Below are 20,132 nucleotides of genomic sequence, written 5' to 3' on the forward strand. Positions count from 1 at the left end.
AGGAAATCCGTCAGGGTCTGGCGTGCGTTAAGCACCAGGCAATGGCTGGCTCTGACTTAGGTGACACTCACAAAGAGTACTTCTCTGGTGACCAGGCACTGAAAGCCAGTGGTGAAGACAACACCATGAACCAGTTCGACTAGTTCCAACCACCAGCCTGCTTTTTCAGAGACGTTCGAGCAGGCTCTTGAGTTTTTTGGCTTCCTTCGGGAAGCCTTTTTTATGTTAAGGGGTAACTCATTTCTCACTGCAAATGAACCCGAGACATGCAATATTCACCTTAATTATTGTATTGAATTCATTCACAAAAAATATCGCCTTAATTAGACACTCCTAAAAAGCCTTATTTATCATGACACTATATAAAAACCCTTCATAAGCACTAAGACTAATGGCCTATCTGACAAGCGGTGAAATACGCAGTATAATAGAAAAATAAAATAAACTTGATACGGGCTATTAGATAAATGAATATTGCGAAGGTTGATCTGAACTTATTGGTCTATTTAGACGTTTTATTGAGAGAAGGCAGCGTTACCCGGGCAGCGAATCAACTGAGTATCACTCAACCTGCAATGAGTAATGGCCTGAAGCGTCTGCGGGATTTATTTAAAGACCCTTTATTGGTAAGAACCAGTGATGGGATGACACCTACCAAACGAGCATTGGAATTACAGCCCATTATACGCGATGTGCTCAGCAAGCTCGAAAGCTCCATTCAGCCCGAAACGGATTTTAACCCCGCCACCAGCGCCAGAACATTCCGTATCATGACCAGTGACTATGCAGAATCAACGCTGCTGCTCGAACTCGTGGGTCGTCTGGCTGATTGCGCACCGAATATTACGCTGGACCTGATTACACCCAGTGATGTTACCTTCCACGATGTAGAGCAAGGCAAAGTGGATATGGCAATCAACCGTTTTGACGAGTTGCCCTTGTCGTTCCACCAAAAAGTCATCTGGTACGATACGTTTTCCTGTGTCATGAGTAAAACTCACCCACTGGCGAGTCATTACGATTTGGATACCTACCTTAAAGCACAGCATATCTGGGTAAGTAAAACCGGCTTTGGTGTGGGTGTCGGTATCGACCCGAATGAAGTGCAGAAGTTAGGCTGGGTAGATGCGGAATTAACCAAAATTGGTAAACAGCGTGACATACGTGTTTTCACCCGGCACTACCACGCCGCCTTACAAATAGCCAAGCGCCAGAATCTGATTGCGACACTACCCAGTAAGGCCGCAAAAATCTTTAAAGATGATCCGAATATCGTGCTTCGCGAACCGCCATTTGACATTCCCCCCATTGCACTGAAAATGGCCTGGAGTGCCCTGCTTCATCATGACGCTGGCCACATCTGGTTGCGCAGACTGATTGGCGAAGTCGCAGCAGACATGCAATAAACGATAAACCCGTTGGAACACAACTGGATTAACGACCACCGGGTACACAATGTACCCGGTCCACACATCAACTCTCTTGTTGTAATCCATACTCTAACCATTCACTAAATTTATGGCAAAAATAAGAACCATAAACTTAGAAATTATTTGCATAGCCTCTACACTGATACAAATACATTTCTCCAGGGGACTACTATGCAGGATTATATTCAACGCGGCCGCATGCAGGTTGCGTCCGTTCTCGACAATTTCATCAACGAGCAGGCGTTGCCTGGCTCAGGCGTAGAACCCGCTAAGTTCTGGCAAGGTTTCGAAGCTGTACTTGCTGAGTTTGTTGCCCCAAATAAGGCGTTGCTGGCCAAGCGAGACAGCTTACAAGCTCAGATTGACGATTATCACAAAGCAGGCAAGCCAGCCAACGGCCCAGAATATAAGCAATTTTTACAAGACATCGGTTACCTGATACCTGAACCCGCAGACTTTAGCATTGAAACCAGCGGTGTAGATGCCGAAATGGCAACCATGGCCGGTCCGCAACTGGTAGTGCCTATTAATAATGCACGGTATGCGCTGAATGCGGCCAATGCGCGTTGGGGTAGTTTGTACGACGCACTCTACGGCACTGACGTCATCAGTGAAGAAGACGGCGCAGGTAAGACAGGCGGCTACAATCCGGTTCGCGGTGCAAAAGTGGTAGCGACAGCCCGTGAGTGGTTGAACACCTTGTTGCCGCTGGCCAATGGCCAACACGAAGACGCGGTTAACTACAGTATTGCTGGTAACAGCCTGTCAGTAAGCCTGAAAGGCGGTGCCTCTGCTTCGCTGCAGGACGCCTCACAATTTAAAGGCTTTCAGGGCAGTGTTGAAAACCCAACAGCGTTGCTGTTCGAGCACAATGGTCTGCATTTCGAGATTCAAATCGACAATCAACACCCTATTGGCAAAACCGACCCTGCCGGCGTTAAAGACATTTTGGTCGAAGCGGCACTCACCACTATTATGGACTGCGAGGATTCTGTAGCTGCGGTAGACGCCGAAGATAAGACCCTGGTATACGCCAACTGGTTAGGGTTAATGAAAGGCACGTTGAGTATTACCATGAACAAAGGCGGTAAGTCATTTACCCGCAGTATGAATGCTGATCGTACTTACCAAACAACAGACGGAGAAAGCCTGGTACTGTCAGGCCGCAGTCTGATGTTCGTTCGCAACGTGGGTCACCTGATGACAAACGATGCCATTTTATTCGACGGTGAAGAAGTCCCTGAAGGCATTATGGATGGCGTGATAACCTCGCTAATTGCCAAACATGATTTATTGGGCAATAGCCCCTATAAAAACACCCGCACTGGCAGCATTTATATTGTGAAACCCAAAATGCACGGCCCTGAGGAAGTGGCTTTCAGTAATGCGTTATTTGGCAAGATTGAAGAAGTCGTTGGTCTTGAGCCTTTCACCCTTAAAATGGGGATCATGGACGAAGAGCGCCGCACCAGTGTTAACTTAAAAGCCTGTATTGCCGCCGCTAAACAGCGCACGGTGTTCATTAATACCGGCTTCCTCGACCGCACCGGGGATGAGATTCATACTTCAATGCTGGCCGGCACCTTTGCTGACAAAGCCAGCTTAAAGGCCATGACCTGGATTCAGGCCTATGAGAAAGCCAATGTTGCAACCGGCCTGGCCTGTGGATTGTCGGGTAAAGCGCAAATTGGTAAAGGTATGTGGCCGATCCCGGATCAAATGGCGCAAATGATGACGGCCAAGATTGGACACCCGAAATCGGGCGCAAATACCGCTTGGGTTCCATCGCCGACGGCAGCTACACTGCACGCCCTGCACTATCATCAGGTAGATGTGTTTGGCTTACAGCAAAGCCTGGCGACAGAGCAGTTCGACGGTATCGACGATATTCTTACTATCCCGTTGCTGGACGATGCCGCCAGCCTGACAGATGAGCAAATTCAACGCGAAATAGACAACAACGTTCAGGGGATCCTGGGTTACGTTGTGCGCTGGGTACACCAAGGCGTTGGCTGCTCGAAGGTGCCGGACATAAACAATGTTGGTTTGATGGAAGATCGCGCGACCTTGCGTATTTCCAGCCAGCACCTGGCAAATTGGCTAGCACATGGCGTTATCACAGAGGAACGCGTTCAGGCTTCACTGGAACGTATGGCCAAACTGGTCGATGAACAGAACGCGGGCGATCCCGAATACATTCCGATGACACCGGATACGGCAGCATCCATTGGCTTCCAGGCCGCAAGCGATCTTATCTTCAAAGGGAAAGAGCAGCCCAATGGCTACACCGAACCTTTGCTGCACCAGAAACGCAAAGAAATGAAAGCGGCGCTGCGCAACCAATAAGCATTGTTCGCAAGCAACTAATAAGCGGGCCTTATACCTAAAGTATAAGGCCCGCTTTGTATTTTCTAGGCATTTCAACTCGATAAACCCATTTTTTGGTATATGCTTTTTAATAGAGCAACAGCGTTTACCCTGACCTGCCCTGATTTTTAAATGGCAAACTGATGAGGTTAATCAGGCGTATTAAGGCTTCCAACGTGGGTGAGTGAATGACAGCAGTAAATAAGATTGTGCCTATTTTTTCCGGCGGCGGTACACGGTTACTGGCGCATATTGGCATTTTGAAAGCGCTAAGTGATCTCGACGTCGAGTTTTCCTCGCTAGTGGGTATATCCGGAGGATCCATTGTCGCGGCCCTTCACAGCTATGGTATGTCGAATCGGGATCTGTACCGGTTAGCCGTCAGCACTGACTTCAGACAGTTTCGTGACTTTTCTATTCTGCGATTACTGAGATACGGCGGCCTTTCCTCCGGGGTCAAGTTTGAAAGATGGATGGACAAGCAGTTAGACGGTATGACGTTCGCTGATGCCCCTATCCCACTCAATATTCTGGCGACCGATGTGAACGGTGGCGGACCGGTCATTTTTAATAAAGAACATACCCCCGATATGCGCGTATCACATGCCGTGCGTTGTTCGATGTCAATTCCGTTGTTATTCAGCTTTAAAGTTTATGAAAAGCACCTGCTGGTTGACGGTGCTATTCTGGCAGAAGACGCCTTGTTCCAGGACTGGCAACGTGATGGAACGCCCAATGTGTGTTTTCGCTTGCGCAGTGAAGCCCGCGAACAACCATTCAACCCCAAGCGCTTTATTTTGCCCCAGTACATTGGCATGCTGATCCGCACGTTTATGACCGCGTTATCACGGGAGTATGTGCACGCCGAACACTGGCACAACACACTGGTAATCAATACGGGTTCTGCGTCCTCTGTGGACTTTGATATGGACGAAACAGACAAGGAAGCCCTGTTTCAGCAGGGCTATCAAACAGCAATCAACTTTTTACCAGCCAAGTTACAGCGTCTTGAACGCCCTGTAATGACAACCGTTTAACGCAGGTTACACCTGATAAAAGTCACGATACCAATCGACGAACGATTGAACTCCTTGTTCAACCGAGACTGATGGCTGGTAACCCGTGTCAGCGACCAAACGGGACACGTCGGCATAGGTATCAGGCACATCGCCCGGCTGCAGGGGCAGCAATCGTTTGTCGGCATTCACACCCAATGCCTTTTCCAGTGTCTCGATGAAATGCAATAAGTTGACCGGGTTTTGAGCGCCAATATTATACACCCTGAATGGCGCTTTACTGGTAGCCGGGTTAGGATCACTACCTCGCCAGTTGGGATCACCTGTCGCGGTGTTGTCTAATGTTCTGATGATGCCTTCAACAATATCGTCGATGTATGTAAAGTCTCGCCGGTGATTACCGTAGTTGTATACGTCAATTGATTCGCCGGCCAGCATGGCTTTCGTGAATTTAAACAGCGCCATATCAGGGCGTCCCCAAGGGCCGTACACGGTGAAAAAGCGTAACCCTGTGGTAGGGAGCTGATACAAATGACTGTAAGTATGCGCCATTAATTCATTGGCTTTTTTACTGGCCGCATAAAGACTTACCGGATGGTCGACATTGTGTGACTCCGAGAATGGCATGGTTTCATTGGCCCCATACACAGAACTCGATGACGCATACACCAGGTGTTTAATTTTGTTATGTCGACACCCTTCGAGAATGTTCATAAAGCCGACCAGATTAGCATCGACGTAAGCGTGAGGGTTTTCCAGTGAATAACGGACGCCGGCTTGTGCTGCCAGATGAACAACACAATCGAATTGTTGTGTCTCGAACAAGGCTTCCATTCCGTCGCGCTCTTCAACGCCAAGTTTCACAAACTCAAAACTGCCGGAAAACTCAATATCTTCCAGGCGTTTTAAACGTGCTAGTTTTAAATTGACGTCGTAATAATCATTCAGATTATCGATCCCAATTACCGTGTCACCACGGGCAGCAAGGGTCTGACTTACTGCAGCGCCAATGAAACCTGCGGCTCCGGTTACGAGCACTTTCATTCTAAACTCCTGATATCATAAGTGGTAAGTCAGTGTTACCGCTTTGTCATTCACGCGTCAGATTCACACTGTTATTAGGATCAGCTGAACGTTGCTTTATTGTTTGCAGACGATAAACCAACTCGGAGACCATTACCAGCCAGGCTATATGAATGCTTTGTGACGATTTACCAATAGTGCAGCAAAGGGCGAGGCTCAGAGCACAATTCAGGCGCACATGAGCCAGGCTGAAATCATTCTTTAGCCCAACCCCCTCTCTAAATATTAATATTATATTTGGCAGCTAATTCACGCAGGTGAACTACAGGGATCGCGTAAGATATGCCAGAGGGTTTGCTCAGCGCATTCTCTTTTCCTTCAGCAACAAATACCTTGTTCATCACGCCGATAACAACACCATCGCTGGCGCGATACATCGCGCTGCCGCTGTTGCCCGGATAGGCCGTCGCATCCAGTTGATAGATCATAAATGTTTGTTTTAACCGGTCCAGCATATTAATAGACAGCTGAGTTGAGTTGTAGGCTGGCATAGCATCGGGCGTTACGGCTGCCACCATGCCACGGTGCGTCGCTGGGTACAGACCCAATACAGCACCAATTGGATATCCGGTGAACCCAATGATGGTACCTTCTGGTACATACTCGTCTGTCCCGACTTTCAGCGGTGTCAGCACATCTTCTACTTTCAGGATGGCCAGATCGTGGACCGGATCAATACCGACAACTTCAGCCCGCAGTGTACGGGTGTTTTTTGCATTGCCCACAAAAACAGCTCTGTACTGAACAATTTCCGGATCCAGCGGTTCAGCTATCACGTGATAGTTGGTGGCAACATACTTGCCATTACCAATGACAAAGCCTGTGCCTTGTAGTTGGTTTGAAGGCGCATTCATTGGCGTGTGCAGGCCAATACCAACCACGGAGGGTTTTACCTTCTGAATGACACTTACCCAGTTAATAGCATCCTGCCCATTGGCAACAAAACTGAGAAATAATAGAAAAAAACACAATCTCTTCATTGCAAGTCCTGTCAGTTTTAGTAAGGATGATAGCACGGATTATTCAGGTATTACCGCATGGAATCGCTTGCGATAAGCTTCATAAAATATACTGTCAAGCTAGTGCTCTCACCTCTGGTGATGTCCTTCATAGTATGCATAATCGGCGCCTTATGCCATTTAAAACAGCCGAAGAAGCGTTTCGGTGCTGGTTTAGTGGGATTAGGTGTTGTCTGGCTGTTGCTGTGTAGCCAATTCGTTTTCAGTAACGCAATATTACGGCCACTGGAATATGCTTACCCCCCCATTACGCTCAAAGATGAGGCCTGGCAAAATGCCCGGTACCTCTACACACCGGGTTGCTATTTTTACGACGTCGATACCGTCGAAGTCAGCCAGTGGCCCAGGTGTTCACTAACCAGACTGACACAGACAGCGATGATGGCCCGTATAAGTGGCAAACCCATTATCGTGTCCGCAGGGCATTTTTTGGAAGACGTCAACACGGACTACGCAGAACAAGCAAAACGCTTTACGCAAACGTTAACGGACAGTCCTGTTATTGCGCTTTCTATTGGCACGAATACAGAAGAGGAGTTATCGGCACTCTATGCATTTACGGGTGATCAACCTATTGCCGTCATTACTTCAGCCACCCACATGAAAAGACTCATGCTGCTTGCACAGCGAATTGGTTTTTCCAATCTCACACCTGTTCCGGTGGAGCACCTAAGTCCGCCGGAGTTTGATATCACGCTTAACATTCCTTCTGTAAACAGCATACAAAATACAGAAAGGGCGCTGTATGAATATTTTGGCTTGCTATTTGAGCATTTGCGAGCCGAGTAGACGCACTTGCAATTGTTCGTTCAAGTAAATGTAATTACATGCGATAAACATAGTAGGACAAGGTAAACGCGCCCTAAGTATAAGAATGATTTTTATCTACTTGTTCAAAAAGAGTGCTACTATTATTTAACTATGGATGGTTACTTGCTAACCGAGTCCAAATTTTACATGCCACACATGCGGTGGGACGACGTCAGAGGTAGTTTGTGTTTAAGAGTACAAGCCAAAAAATCGGTAAATTATGGCAGGCTTATAAGCGTTTGCGGGAAGCTGACGCAATTTCTAAGCACTTTTCGACATTCCTCACGCCCGTTATTGCTTCTAATGAAGAACTGTGCGAAGAAGTGTATAAAATTCGTCACAACGTATATTGTGAAGAGCTTGCCTTTGAACCCGTCAGAGAGGATGGTAAGGAGACCGACGATTTCGATGCGTGGTCCCAATACTGCATGATTCAACACCTTAATACACAGGCCTATGCGGGTACAGTTCGATTAGTCACGCCCAAAAACGAAGGCGAGCTGCTTCCTCTCGAAAAATTTTGTTTACACTCAATTTCACACCCTGAATTTACCCCATCGCATTTTAAGCGTGAGGAAATCTGCGAAATTTCCCGACTGGCAGTACCTGCACAATTCAGACGACGTGCAATGGATAAATTTGCTGGTGCAGCAACCGGTGCCATCAATGAAACAACTTACTCAGAAAAGGAATTGCGTTGCTTCCCGTTTATTGCCATTGGTCTATATCTAACCGCTGCCTCTTTAGCATTGAGTCAAGGCATTCGTCATGCATTTGTAATGATGGAACCAAGACTAGCAAGAAGCATGCGTTTTATAGGCATTAAGTTCGTTCAGATCGGTCCTACGATTGACTACCATGGACAACGAGCGCCGTATTATATTAACGCTGAGCTACTGTTAAAAAACCTGACACCAGGTTTTAAGTATATGCTTAAGGACATTCAGAGTCAGGTCAACAAGCAAATCCAGCACGACGCATGAATGTATCGTTCAATAAATATACAGCCTCAAATTAAAATAAAATGTAAATAGCGGTTTGTTGCTGTTTAAACCGCTTCTTCCCGCCACAAGCAGGTAAATTCAAAACGCTGACACCCATGTCGAAAAACTTTACACCAATACTATCCTGAAAACACCAAATCACCTTAAGCTAATGTAAAATAAGCACTTTTCAATTATGGCACACAAAGTGCTTTACTGTTCGTGCGGTAACTTTCAATTTTTAGAGGACAGTACAAATGAAAGCATTATCAATTTTATCAAAAGCGTTGCCATTGACGGTTGCTTTAGCTTTTGCTTCTAGCACTCAGGCTGCGAACATTACTTTCGGTGGCGTGACTGCGAATGATGGTTCTGGTTTAACCAGCTCATTCATTGACCCACTGACTGGTGGCCAACAAGATTACTTCATCGAATCTTTTGACCAAGCAACAAACACTACAGGATTTGCAGGTTCAACTGCATATAACGACCCAGGCTTCGATCAACAGTGTGCTGTAAACAGTGCGAACGGCGGCCCTGCTGGCGTTGTTGTTACTGCGAACACTTCAGAAGTTGGTATTCGTCAAGGTTCTGTTCCTAATGTAGCGGCAGCACCTGCTAACGATACTACCTGTTATGGTTACCTGACTAACAACGGTTCAGGCGTTGCTACTACCGTTTTCGATTACAACCAGCTGTTAAGCTTCTACACTACTCTGTACAGCTCAAACACTCTGCTGGGTATTACTTATCTTGGTTTCTACTGGGGTTCAGTAGACACTTACAATGATTTTGAGTTCTATTCAGACGGTAACCTGGTAACCTCTATCACTGGTTCACAACTTGTGAACAGTGTAACGTCGGGTAACCAGTCTTCACCTAGCTCAAACGTTTATGTAAACATCGATTTCTCTATCGCGGAGCAATTCGATACTCTGGTTATCAAAACCAGCGGCATTGCAGGTGAGTTCGACAACATCGTTGTTGGTCTGAGTACTCGCGAAATCCCAGTTCCTGCTCCAACAGGTCTGGCACTGTTCGCTTTCGGTCTGATCGCATTGGGCCTACGCTCTCGTTTGAAAAAATAACGAAGCAGAAAGTTTACCGCACAAAAAAACCGGCCTAGTGCCGGTTTTTTTTACAACTTAAGTTGTACGCTTCCTCCCTCAAATTACAACTCATTGATAAATCGATTGTTTATTTTTTGGCATATTTGATGCTTTATTGTTCATTGAAACTTTCTTTTTTACAGGGGACAGTAAAATGAACAAATTTTCGAGCTTTACAAAAGCCCTTTCACTAACCGCTGCGGTAGTACTGGGTTCAACAAATGTTGCAAATGCAGCGTCTATTACTTTCGGCGGTGTCGCTGCGAGTGATAATTCCGGCCTTACCAGTTCGTTTATCGACCCGATTACAGGTGGTCTTTCCGGCTACTTTATCGAAACCTTCGATGTTGCAACCGGCGATCCTTCATTCCCGGGGTCAACTGCCTATACAACACCAGGCTTTGAAAGCGAATGTGCTGTAAACAGCTTAAATGCAGGTCCAATTGGTGTTGACGTTACAGCAAACCCAACTGAAGTCGGTATCCGCAAAGGCACGCAGAATAACGTTGCTGCAGCTCCTGCAAATGACACAACTTGTTATGGGTACGTAACAAACAATGGTTCAGGTACGTCGAGTATTACGTTCGACTACAACGATCTGTTGGCTTATTTTACAACCACACTGAACTCAAATACGTTACTGGGCATTACTTACCTTGGTTTCTATTGGGGCTCAGTAGACACTTACAATGACTTTAAATTTTATTCAGACGGCAATCTGGTAACACAAATTACCGGTACTCAGTTGCTATCTGCTCTGGGCGGACAATCAGGTAACCAGTCCAGCCCTGCATCAAATGCATACGTGAACATTGCTTTCTCAATTGCCGAGCAGTTCGACACCCTGGTTATTGACACCAGCGGTATCGCAGGTGAATTCGACAACATTGTTATTGGCTTGAGCACACGTGAAATTCCGGTGCCAGCGCCAACAGGTTTAGCTCTCTTTGCCTTCGGCTTAGTTGCGCTAGGCCTTCGTTCTCGATTGAAGCGTTAATTCGCAGAGAAAGTTTCAAATCTTTAAGCCGGCATATTGCCGGCTTTTTTTGTTTTTAGTAAAAAATAGCTATAGTAAGTGTATTAGGAACAACTAACCGTTTTTTATGGATATACACCAAACACTCAAAGCGCACTTTGATTCACATGACGACATCACGCTGTTGCCTGCTAGTCATGCTATCGATGCCTATGGCGGCACAACATTCAGCGACAAGCAGCTTTTAACGGGTGCAATTAAAGTACACCATAAGCGCGTTATTCCACTGGTGCTATCGCTGGCCAATTCTCTTAATTTTGCAGTTCACCCGGTAAGTTCCAATAAGAACTGGGGCTATGGCTCTATAACCCGCGATAGCGCAGACCGTCCGGTCGTGTTACTGGATTTATCCGGTCTTTGTAAAATATCCCCCACCAGCAAAGAACTAGGCCTTATTACGGTTGAACCTGGGGTCACTCAACAAATGCTGTACGACTATTTACAAGAAAACGAATGGCCTCACATGGTACCGGTGACTGGTGCAGGCCCGACTTGTAGCGTACTCAGCAACGCCTTAGAACGCGGATATGGCATAACACCACATACAGACCATTTCTATGCCTGTACCGCGCTCAAAGGGTTCTTACCTCACCCTAATCTCTGTGAGCAAGAATACGCTTCCGCCGTATCTGCTCTTGATAAGACGTCTGAAGACTTTATCGACAAAACGTTCAAGTGGGGCCTGGGGCCCTACATTGATGGCCTGTTCACCCAGAGTAATTTGGGTATCGTTACAGAAATGACAGTTCGTCTGGCCAGGAAGCCCAACGCATTTAGTGCGTTTTACATTCAGGTTTTTGATGGTGACAACTTCGAAGACAGCGTTAATTTCATTCGAACTTTGTTGGAGTCTCAATCAGGCTTAGTAGGATCAATTAACCTGATGGATAAGCGACGGTTGGTGTCGATGACATGTCAGAACCCCAATATGCATGATACCCCAATAATGCCGTTAACCGATGAGCAGGTAAATTCGCTGGCGGCCTCCAAACGACTGCCAGAATGGATGATAGTGGGTTCGATTTACGGTGACCAGCCTGTCGTCAACTACGTAAAGAAGTACATCAAGCACCATGCCCGCCCTTTGGGTAAAGTGTTATTTTCAGACTCTTTACTACTCAAGTTTGCGCGCCGGTTCGCGACATTACCGCTCGATTTCTTACCCGCCTTTAAAGATATAAAAACCCAGTTGTCTTCGCTACAGGAAGGGGTCGAAATTATGTTGGGCAAACCCAATCAGGTAGCATTACCCCTACCTTATTGGCGAAATCCAACCAAGCAACCAGACAAGTCTAACCTGCTTCACCCTGCCGATGATGAATGTGGCTTACTTTGGTACGCTCCGCTAATTGCTATGAACCCTAAGACGTTATCGGGTTTTGTCGAATTTGTGCGCCGTACCATGTTAGCTTATGACTTGGACCCGTTTATTACCTTTACAAACCTAAAACACGACTGTATCGACTCCACCGTTCCTCTCGTTTTTGACAAGCGTGACCCGGTACAAGTCGAGAAAGCGCACGCTTGTCTGCGGGCACTTATCGATGAAGGCTGTGAACAAGGATTTGTACCTTACAGGCTACCAGTAACAGAACAAGCCCGGCTGGATAAACAAACGCCGTTTTGGCAGTCTGTCGATGTAATAAAAAAAGCAGTGGACCCCAATAACATTCTGTCGCCCGGAAAATATGATGCCAGTGAGGCTTAAGCTTTCGTGCAGGTTGAATTTTACGGCTTGGCAGTGACCATTCACAGCGTGCCTATAGCCAGCCCACATCCAAACTGATATCTTGAGAGATGTTGTAAAGATAGTTGTAGTGAGAGGAAAGGATGCAAATGAAACGCCTTAGTGCACTTTGGTTAACAGTCGCTTTGACAGCCTGTACACCAAAGTCAGCAGAAGAACAAATAGCCAATGCCATGCAACTTGTGGCAGAAGGTGAAAAAGTGGCAGCCATCGTTGAGTTAAAGAACGCTGTCATTACGGAGCCAAATAACGCTGAAGCTCGCTTTCAATTAGGACGCCTGGAATTCGAACAAGGTCTTTGGGAAGAGTCGGAAAAAGAAATCCGGCGCGCATTAGACTTGAGTTATCCCGTCGTCGACGCTTACCCTATTCTGATCCGTTCGATTTTTTACCAAAACGATTTCGACCGTGTACTCATGGAACTGGAGTCCAAACCTGAAATACAGGATGCTCAGGTAACAAGCACGCTGGCGTTGTTTGAATACCTTTCCAAACTCAAAAGCGGTGAGCAGGACCCGGTTATTCCCGCAGAGTCACTCAAGCAAGAAGAGCTACTTATTGCGCAGTCGTATCAAACGCTGGAGCAAGGCAATCCAGCGGTCGCACTGAACATCACGCAAAAATTTACTACGCCTTCGATTGAACCGTTTGAAAAGCTAATACTTAAGGGCATGATTCACTCTTTGCAATACGATCATGTCAACGCGATCATTGCTTTTAATGAAGCCCTCGACATTTATCCGTCTTATCACGTTGCGCGATTTTTACTCGCGGAGCAACTTATAGAAGACAAGCAGTTAACGCGTGCCGATGAGCAAATTGAGCGTTTGCTGCAACTCAATCCTAATAGTGGCCATGCGAATTATTTAAAATCTTTGGTCTACTTTTATCAGGATAATTACGAACAAGCGCTTCAACTGGCTAACGTTGCTCTGCAGAATGACGCAAAACCGGCATTAGCCAGTTTTGTTGCAGGTACCAGTGCTTACCGCACGGGTCGCCTGGAGAGTGCGCTCCGTTACCTTAACACCGCGGCAAGTACTTTGCCTCCAAGTCATCCAACGCACCGCCTACTTGCACAAGTGAAATTGGAACTGGGTTATGTAGAGGACGTCGCAAGCAGCCTTGATGGACTCAGCATTGAGCCCGGTCAAGGTGCAGAAATTTACAGTCTCGCCGCATTGCAAAAACTACAGAAAGGACAACGCGCTGAATCTGAGCGTTACTTGTCGAAAGCCAGATCGCTTGATCCCAATAATCCGGTTAGTCTGCTTCGCGAAGGTTTCATTCTACTCGATGATAACCAGGCCTCAGCCGTGGATTCTCTGGCAAAAGCCCTCGATATCGACCCAAATCTAAGCGAAGCCTGGGTATTACTGGCTCAGGCAAAGTATGAAGAAAGCGGTTTGGCGTCAGCATTAGCCATTGCTGACCAATGGGGCGAGTTAAGTCCAATCAACGGCGAGTTTCTGAAAGGCATTCTTTATCTACGTGATGAACAGGAAACAGAAGCGAGCAGGCATTTTAGCCAGGTATTGAAATACGACCCTGAAAATACCGAAGCACTGCGATACATGATGATTGGCAATGCCCGCCAGGATAAGTTTAAAGAGGCCATGGAGTATGCCGAGAGGCTGCTAGCGCTGACCCCGAATGACCTGCAAAACCTGATTGATGTTGTGAACATTAAAATCGGTCAGGGTCAGGAGTCTGAATTAGAAGAATATCTGACGAAGCGAATAAAGGCATACCCGGATGCAACCGCCCCTGTATCAGCACTGGCGTTTATTTACTTGCGGGCAGACAAACCCGACAAAGCCATTAGTTTAATGAAGAAGGTTGAAGACCCACAAAACTTTGGCATCTATCAGGCACTCGGTGATGCCTATGTAGAAAAGGGCGATTTTGGCCAGGCCATTGAAACCTATAAGGATTGGACTGATAAGTTCCCTACTGACAGACGCGGTTGGTATCGTCTTATCTCAACCTACCAGTTTATGAATAATTTCGACGGGGCAATGGAAACGACCCAGCAAGCACGTACCTACTTCCCTAATGATAAACGTCTTGTATTATTAGAAGCGCACTTAGCGGCTTCCACCGGACGTTTTGCTCAGTCAAAACGGGCTATCTCAATTCTGGAAGAAGACGGCAGTGAACTAGCTGCTCTGGCACATACCCGGGGTTTATTAGCACTTAACGAAAAACGCTACCCTGACGCCGTAAAATTGCTCACTGCTTCTTATGAAAATAATCCGGGATTTGCTGTTTCAAGACTACTGGCTTTCGCGCTGGCCGGTGCCAAAGACCCTAAAACGGGTTTAGGCTACCTGCAAACGGAAGTGGATAAAGCCCCGGACAATACACTCTACAAATTTGTAACAGCCGAGTATGCCTCAGCCAATGGATTCCTCAATGAAGCCATTTCGATGTACGAGCGCATTCTGACTGAAAAGCCCAATGATTTTGCAGCCCTGAATAATATAGCAGGCGTTCATACTCAACTTGGCAATTACGACAAAGCGCTTGCCGCTGCCAAAGCGGCTTTTAGTCAGGCGCCGGAATCCGAGTTTGCCCTGGATACATTGGGATATGTTTTGATCAAGACAGGTGATGTAAAACAAGGTCGTAGTTACATCGAGAAGGCGCTGGGCAAAGCAGCAAATAACAAAGAAATTCAGTTACACGCAGCAGAAGCCCTTATTCTTGACGGCGACAAAGTCAGGGCGAAAAATATGTTAGGACGTATTTATCCAACGACCCCGGCACAAAAATCTATGCATAAGGCATTGCTGAAACAGCTCGAAGAGCAAGAATAACGGTCACTGCAAGGAATGCAATTACGCCTGGTCGTTCAACATACTTTTGAACTGCAAGAGGTTGCCTTTGCCACTGAGGCATTGGCAGCCCGTCTACCTACGCCGCCCCCTTTTATCCAACCATTCTGGCTACTGCCCTGGCTGAAGCAAAACCAGGATAAACAGCCAGTCTGGTTACAATGTTTTGATGGTGACAATCTGGTGGCATCGGTTTTTGCCGTAATCACCCCCTCTCAGGGGATCCATTCCCCTTTCACTTGTGGTTGGTTTAATAAAACCGGTGACCCTACTCGCGACCAAATTTGGATAGAGTTTAACGACCTGCTGGCGGAGCCTCAGTGGCATCAGGAAGCAGTAACACTGGTATTGGACTGGTGCAAAAAGAACGCCCGTGACTGGCGACTGGAAATAACCTCATCACCTGCCCCCTGGTTAGCGCACCCAGGCTTTTATTGCGATTCGACCAGTATTCCCGGGTACGCAGTATTACTTAGTCCGACGTTTGCAGATAAAGACCGTTTTCTTGCCAGTTGTTCGGGGAACACCCGCAGTCGTATACGACGGGCTATTAAATACTTGCAAGCACACTACGGGGACATTACTGTTCGCGATTTTGGCCCCAACCCGCCGGCTGAGATACTGAGTGAAATGGGCGCATTTCACTTACAGCGCTGGAAGGAAGATCCTCAGGGAAGTGGTTTTAGCAATCCGGATTTTATCGCATTTCATCAGGCTTTGATGCAGTCAGACTCTGGCAATCCGCGCTGTGATATTTTAGGTTTTTACGCCGGCGAACAGTGTATTGGATACACCTACAATCTGCTTTGCAATGATAAGGTCTATTTTTACTTATCAGGGATCAATTACATAGAATCCTCGAACCGCTTTCAACCAGGCTTAGTGATTCATACCTATGCTATCAGCCACTATGCTAAACAGGCGTTCAAACGGTATGACTTTATGGGCGGTGATAGCCAGTATAAGCGCTCCCTGTCGAATCACAGCTACTCTCTGTACATGTTGAGATTACTCAGAAAAGATTGGCTCACCTCGCTGTATCAGTGTGTAAAAACGTTGAAAACTCAGTTTTTTAAACGAAAAAGCCATTAGATTCACATTTTCAGTATTTTTACATGGCGATAAACGGTAGAGTTTAACTAATCACTAATAATGCACGCTAACTTTGTCTGAATCTTGGTCACAGGACGTGAGCCTATGCAGCGAAGATGAGTGTAAATGTTTGACAGTAATCTTTGACACATGCAATCACAACATCATTTTTCATTACGTGTGCCAGCATCCGATAAGGCGGACATTGCGTCCTTTTCAATCGGTATTCCTATGTCTCAGGGGGCCTGTTTCGTTCACAAGCCATTGCAATGTAAACGCAGCGATGACATGGCCGTTGATTGCGCATTCACCCCACTAGCCTGGTGGCCGGATCATTCAATAAAATGGCTCCTCGTGCAGGGGCATACGGCAGTGTCCGGTATCAGTGACGCACAATTTTATATTGAGCACATACAAACCCCTGCGGTTACTGTGAATCAGGAGCATGTTGATTCAAGCGAAAGCCCCACCTTAATTAGTCTCAGCACCCGGAACTGGCAATGTAAAATACAAACTGATTCCCTGCTGAACTGCGACATAAGCGTTGCTGAAAAGCATTATTCGCTGTCATGTCAAAATACGTTCCGAGGCGTTTTCAGTCACAGTGCGTGCCAGTTAACACACTGGCATGTAGAGCCTAAATATTACGATCAGCAGGACGGCGCCCCAGCGTTTATCAACCTGTCACTCGATTACACGCTCATTCCAGAGCAGACCGATTTTGCAGCTGTAGAGCTCAGGGCCCGGCTGGTATTTCAGCCTTCTACTGGCATAGTTACGGTGACGACATCACTGACGAATACAAATCCGGCCGAGCACAATGGCGGCACATGGGACCTGGGTGAACAGCGCAGCCTGTTAATTGACAGTCTGGCTATTTCAGTGTCACAACAAAATGCAGAAGCCAGCTTACAAGTCTCTCCCGAGCAGCCTTTCATGGCAATCAGTGAACAGGCGCAGCTGTGGCAACGTTCCAGTGGCGGCGAAAACTGGAATAGTCCTAATCACGTAAACCATAACCGCACATCATCAATTGTAAATGGGTCCACATTGCTGAAAGTGGACGATAGCGAACACGCATCGCCACATCGCCCTGTACCAACAGCCAGATTGTCGGCGGATGGTACCCATGTAATCATGAGGCCTGACCGTTTCTGGCAGAATTTTCCTACTGCATTGACCGCAGAGCCCGGCACAATTTCCTGGTCGCTATTTCAATCAGAATCCGAAGCGCCTGTAGAGCTTCAGCCTGGCGAGCAGAAAACACATAGCCTGACCATTCAGGTTGAATCTGCGTCGGCAGTGGTTATTGCCCAAGCAATGCTTAACCCTGCATGGGTCAGCCAATGCGATGTCATTCCCCGCTTGTCTGCACGTTTGTTGGACGATCCCCTGCAATCCGTGATAAACGCTGGCGTAGAAGGCCCTGACTCATTTTTTGCCAAGCGTGAAGCCATTGACGAGTTCGGCTGGCGACATTTTGGTGACCTGTACGCCGATCATGAAACAGCGGGTTATAGTGGTGACACGCTGTTTACGTCGCACTATAACAACCAGTATGACCCACTATTTGGCTTTTTGAAGCAATGGCTGCTCACTGGTGATCAACGCTGGCGTGAGCTGGCTGACGATTTGGCCCGACACGTTATCGATATTGATATTTACCACACCGACCTCGACAAGCCGGAATACAACCGCGGTTTATTCTGGCACACGGATCACTATTTGCCCGCCGAGACGGCTACGCACAGAACCTACTCAAAACACCATACAGGCAACGCGTATCAGGACCACGCGGGCGGCGGTGGTCCAGGTGGTCAACACTGCTACACCACCGGCTTACAGCTGTATTACTTTCTAACCGGTTGTCAGGCTGCGCAGCAGGCGGTGTTAGGTTTAACCGAGTGGATATCTACGGTCTACGAGGGCGACGATACTTTATTTGGTTTGTTACTCAGTTATAAAAACCGTTATCGGATCGATTTAAAAGACATCGCCAGCGGTGCGTACCCTCTCGACAGAGGCACTGCAAACTACATGATGGCGCTGCTGGACAGTTACGAAATTACCAATGACAGTCAATATATTCAGCGCGTTGCTTATATCATTAAACAGACGATTGCACCTGACGACGACATTGCAGGCACCCGGGATTTGGCAAACGTTGAAAACTGCTGGTTTTATACGGTGTTTTTACAAGCCGTATGCCGCTATCTCGACATTCAACAGCACATTGGCAAAAATCACGACTACCAGTATGCAATTGCCTGCCTGTTGCATTACGCAGACTGGATGGCGGAAAACGAATACCCCTACCTGGAAAAGCCGGACATTCTGGAATACCCCAATCAGACCTGGTCGGCCCAGGACCTGCGTAAAGTCGCTGTGTTGTGTATTGCTGCGACCTATGCAGACGCAACACGGGCAGTTAGCTATCGCGCCAAAGCCACAGAAATTAAGCAGTATGTTGTGCAAGCGATCACGCAAAGCGACGAAAAACACTACACGCGTATCCTGGCGCTGTTAATGCAAAATTACGGTATCGATACCGTTGAAAGTAACACGCAGCCTAATCCGGTAGATGTATCTGCGGTCTTATCAACGAACATTCAACGAGATCAAGGCTGGCCAGATTACGTTTCACATGTGGTGAAGAAACTGTCAGTGAAACGCGAATGGCAACAGCTGCAAAAGCGCATTCCGGCACTGCGGAGGAAACTACAATGACAGCCAATACGGTGACATTTGTTATTCCTCATAAGGGCCGGGAAGAAATGCTCAAGGACACGTTGATGTCGATTGCGCAGCAGGAATACCCGGTCGCATCCATGGAAATTATTCTGGTTTCACAAAACACCGAGGTGTCCGAAGCACTGCGGGAGGCCTGCGGTAACGTGCCGTTTAAAGTGTTGTTTGCCGAACCAGAGCACACCATTTCCGCGTCGAGGAATAGGGGAGCACAGGTTGCTGGCGGCGACTATTTAGCGTTTCTGGATGCCGATATCCACTTGTCTCGCAATTGGCTGACAGCATGTATGAAGATACTTACCGAACGTCCTGGCACTAAATTAGTCAGCGCGATGCAGATACCCTCAGACGCCCCCACGCCGCTTGAACACATTCGGGTCGCACTGAGTAACGCTGAGGTAGACTGTACAGTCGACTTCCTGCCCGGACGCAACCTGTTGTTAGCCAAAGACACCTTCTACCAGGCCGGGCAATTCCCGGAGCACCTGATCACTTGCGAAGATTACTACTTTACCGATAAGGTAAATCAACTGGGAGAGCTGTTTTATACCAGCGCGGCGCAATATATTCACATTGGTGAAGACAAACAGTTAGGCGCCATGTTTGAGAAAGAAATCTGGCGAGGTCAGTCTAATCTGGCCTCGGTAAAAGACCGCCGAATTCCTTTGCGTGAATGGCCAAGTTTTATCGTACCACTGGCAATCCCGGCATGTGTATTAGCCGGACTGGTCAGTCTTATTGCAGGGTTTCCGCTGTTTGCGGTATTGTGCCTGGTAGCGGCTGGCTTACCGGTTTTGGCCTATAGTACCCGGTTGTATAAACTGGTTCGGCCAAACACGTCATTAATTGAAGTGA

Annotated in this window: 14 protein-coding genes; 12 read left to right on the forward strand and 2 right to left on the reverse strand. The window is 47.2% G+C overall.

The annotated features are described in order from the left end of the window. Nucleotides 1-467 precede the first annotated feature (467 nt). The 3 genes from AC4MRN_RS10880 to AC4MRN_RS10890 all read left to right on the forward strand — a co-directional run bounded on the left by AC4MRN_RS10880 (nt 468) and on the right by AC4MRN_RS10890 (nt 4,834). Entirely contained in the window at nt 468-1,406 is a 939-nt protein-coding gene (locus AC4MRN_RS10880) for a LysR family transcriptional regulator (protein ID WP_073319436.1), read from the forward strand. Nucleotides 1,407-1,601: 195 nt separating this feature from the next. Continuing rightward, entirely contained in the window at nt 1,602-3,776 is a 2,175-nt protein-coding gene (locus AC4MRN_RS10885; protein ID WP_491203280.1) for a malate synthase G, read from the forward strand. A 209-nt stretch (nt 3,777-3,985) separates the two neighbouring features. Beyond that, nucleotides 3,986-4,834, forward strand: coding sequence for a patatin-like phospholipase family protein (locus tag AC4MRN_RS10890; protein ID WP_491055840.1), 849 nt, complete (start codon nt 3,986-3,988; stop codon nt 4,832-4,834). 6 nt (nt 4,835-4,840) lie between these two features. Here the strand turns inward: AC4MRN_RS10890 and AC4MRN_RS10895 are convergent, their stop codons facing one another. Both AC4MRN_RS10895 and AC4MRN_RS10900 read right to left on the reverse strand, forming a co-directional pair. Further along, nucleotides 4,841-5,857 carry an NAD-dependent epimerase gene (locus tag AC4MRN_RS10895; protein WP_073319445.1) on the reverse strand — a complete coding sequence of 339 codons (1,017 nt, stop codon included), beginning with the start codon at nt 5,855-5,857 and terminating at the stop codon, nt 4,841-4,843. 257 nt (nt 5,858-6,114) lie between these two features. Then, nucleotides 6,115-6,876, reverse strand: coding sequence for a S1 family peptidase (locus tag AC4MRN_RS10900; protein WP_073319448.1), 762 nt, complete (start codon nt 6,874-6,876; stop codon nt 6,115-6,117). Nucleotides 6,877-6,933: 57 nt separating this feature from the next. Here AC4MRN_RS10900 and AC4MRN_RS10905 point away from each other — a divergent pair, with 57 nt between their 5' ends. The 9 genes from AC4MRN_RS10905 to AC4MRN_RS10945 form a co-directional block, all read left to right on the forward strand. Beyond that, entirely contained in the window at nt 6,934-7,704 is a 771-nt protein-coding gene (locus AC4MRN_RS10905) for a YdcF family protein (protein WP_370241321.1), read from the forward strand. Between the two features lie 206 nt (nt 7,705-7,910). Further along, a complete protein-coding gene (locus AC4MRN_RS10910; RefSeq protein WP_073319454.1) occupies nt 7,911-8,708 on the forward strand; it encodes a PEP-CTERM/exosortase system-associated acyltransferase in 798 nt (265 codons plus the stop codon). A gap of 257 nt (nt 8,709-8,965) precedes the next feature. Continuing rightward, the gene (locus tag AC4MRN_RS10915; RefSeq protein WP_073319457.1) at nt 8,966-9,796 is read left to right on the forward strand and encodes an Npun_F0296 family exosortase-dependent surface protein; all 831 of its coding nucleotides are present in this window, start codon (nt 8,966-8,968) and stop codon (nt 9,794-9,796) included. Nucleotides 9,797-9,971: 175 nt separating this feature from the next. After that, nucleotides 9,972-10,814 carry an Npun_F0296 family exosortase-dependent surface protein gene (locus AC4MRN_RS10920; protein ID WP_073319460.1) on the forward strand — a complete coding sequence of 281 codons (843 nt, stop codon included), beginning with the start codon at nt 9,972-9,974 and terminating at the stop codon, nt 10,812-10,814. 106 nt (nt 10,815-10,920) lie between these two features. Next, a complete protein-coding gene (locus AC4MRN_RS10925) occupies nt 10,921-12,561 on the forward strand; it encodes an FAD-binding protein (protein WP_491203281.1) in 1,641 nt (546 codons plus the stop codon). Between the two features lie 128 nt (nt 12,562-12,689). Beyond that, entirely contained in the window at nt 12,690-15,419 is a 2,730-nt protein-coding gene (prsT, locus tag AC4MRN_RS10930; protein WP_491203282.1) for an XrtA/PEP-CTERM system TPR-repeat protein PrsT, read from the forward strand. A gap of 15 nt (nt 15,420-15,434) precedes the next feature. Next, the gene (locus AC4MRN_RS10935) at nt 15,435-16,529 is read left to right on the forward strand and encodes a GNAT family N-acetyltransferase (protein ID WP_491203283.1); all 1,095 of its coding nucleotides are present in this window, start codon (nt 15,435-15,437) and stop codon (nt 16,527-16,529) included. A 150-nt stretch (nt 16,530-16,679) separates the two neighbouring features. Beyond that, entirely contained in the window at nt 16,680-19,256 is a 2,577-nt protein-coding gene (locus AC4MRN_RS10940) for an RIFT barrel domain-containing protein (protein WP_491203284.1), read from the forward strand. After that, the coding region (locus tag AC4MRN_RS10945) for a glycosyltransferase family 2 protein (RefSeq protein ID WP_491203285.1) at nt 19,253-20,132 on the forward strand (880 nt) is incomplete at its 3' end. The genes AC4MRN_RS10940 and AC4MRN_RS10945, both read left to right, overlap by 4 nt.

This window comes from Marisediminitalea sp. (assembly GCF_984433645.1).

What these genes read in the sequence shown, in the direction of transcription:
- AC4MRN_RS10880 (WP_073319436.1), top strand. Translation starts at nt 468, where the DNA reads ATGAATATTGCGAAGGTTGATCTGAACTTATTGGTCTATTTAGACGTT.
- AC4MRN_RS10885 (WP_491203280.1), top strand. Translation starts at nt 1,602, where the DNA reads ATGCAGGATTATATTCAACGCGGCCGCATGCAGGTTGCGTCCGTTCTC.
- AC4MRN_RS10890 (WP_491055840.1), top strand. Translation starts at nt 3,986, where the DNA reads ATGACAGCAGTAAATAAGATTGTGCCTATTTTTTCCGGCGGCGGTACA.
- AC4MRN_RS10895 (WP_073319445.1), bottom strand. Translation starts at nt 5,857, where the DNA reads ATGAAAGTGCTCGTAACCGGAGCCGCAGGTTTCATTGGCGCTGCAGTA.
- AC4MRN_RS10900 (WP_073319448.1), bottom strand. Translation starts at nt 6,876, where the DNA reads ATGAAGAGATTGTGTTTTTTTCTATTATTTCTCAGTTTTGTTGCCAAT.
- AC4MRN_RS10905 (WP_370241321.1), top strand. Translation starts at nt 6,934, where the DNA reads ATGGAATCGCTTGCGATAAGCTTCATAAAATATACTGTCAAGCTAGTG.
- AC4MRN_RS10915 (WP_073319457.1), top strand. Translation starts at nt 8,966, where the DNA reads ATGAAAGCATTATCAATTTTATCAAAAGCGTTGCCATTGACGGTTGCT.
- AC4MRN_RS10920 (WP_073319460.1), top strand. Translation starts at nt 9,972, where the DNA reads ATGAACAAATTTTCGAGCTTTACAAAAGCCCTTTCACTAACCGCTGCG.
- AC4MRN_RS10925 (WP_491203281.1), top strand. Translation starts at nt 10,921, where the DNA reads ATGGATATACACCAAACACTCAAAGCGCACTTTGATTCACATGACGAC.
- prsT (WP_491203282.1), top strand. Translation starts at nt 12,690, where the DNA reads ATGAAACGCCTTAGTGCACTTTGGTTAACAGTCGCTTTGACAGCCTGT.
- AC4MRN_RS10935 (WP_491203283.1), top strand. Translation starts at nt 15,435, where the DNA reads ATGCAATTACGCCTGGTCGTTCAACATACTTTTGAACTGCAAGAGGTT.
- AC4MRN_RS10940 (WP_491203284.1), top strand. Translation starts at nt 16,680, where the DNA reads ATGCAATCACAACATCATTTTTCATTACGTGTGCCAGCATCCGATAAG.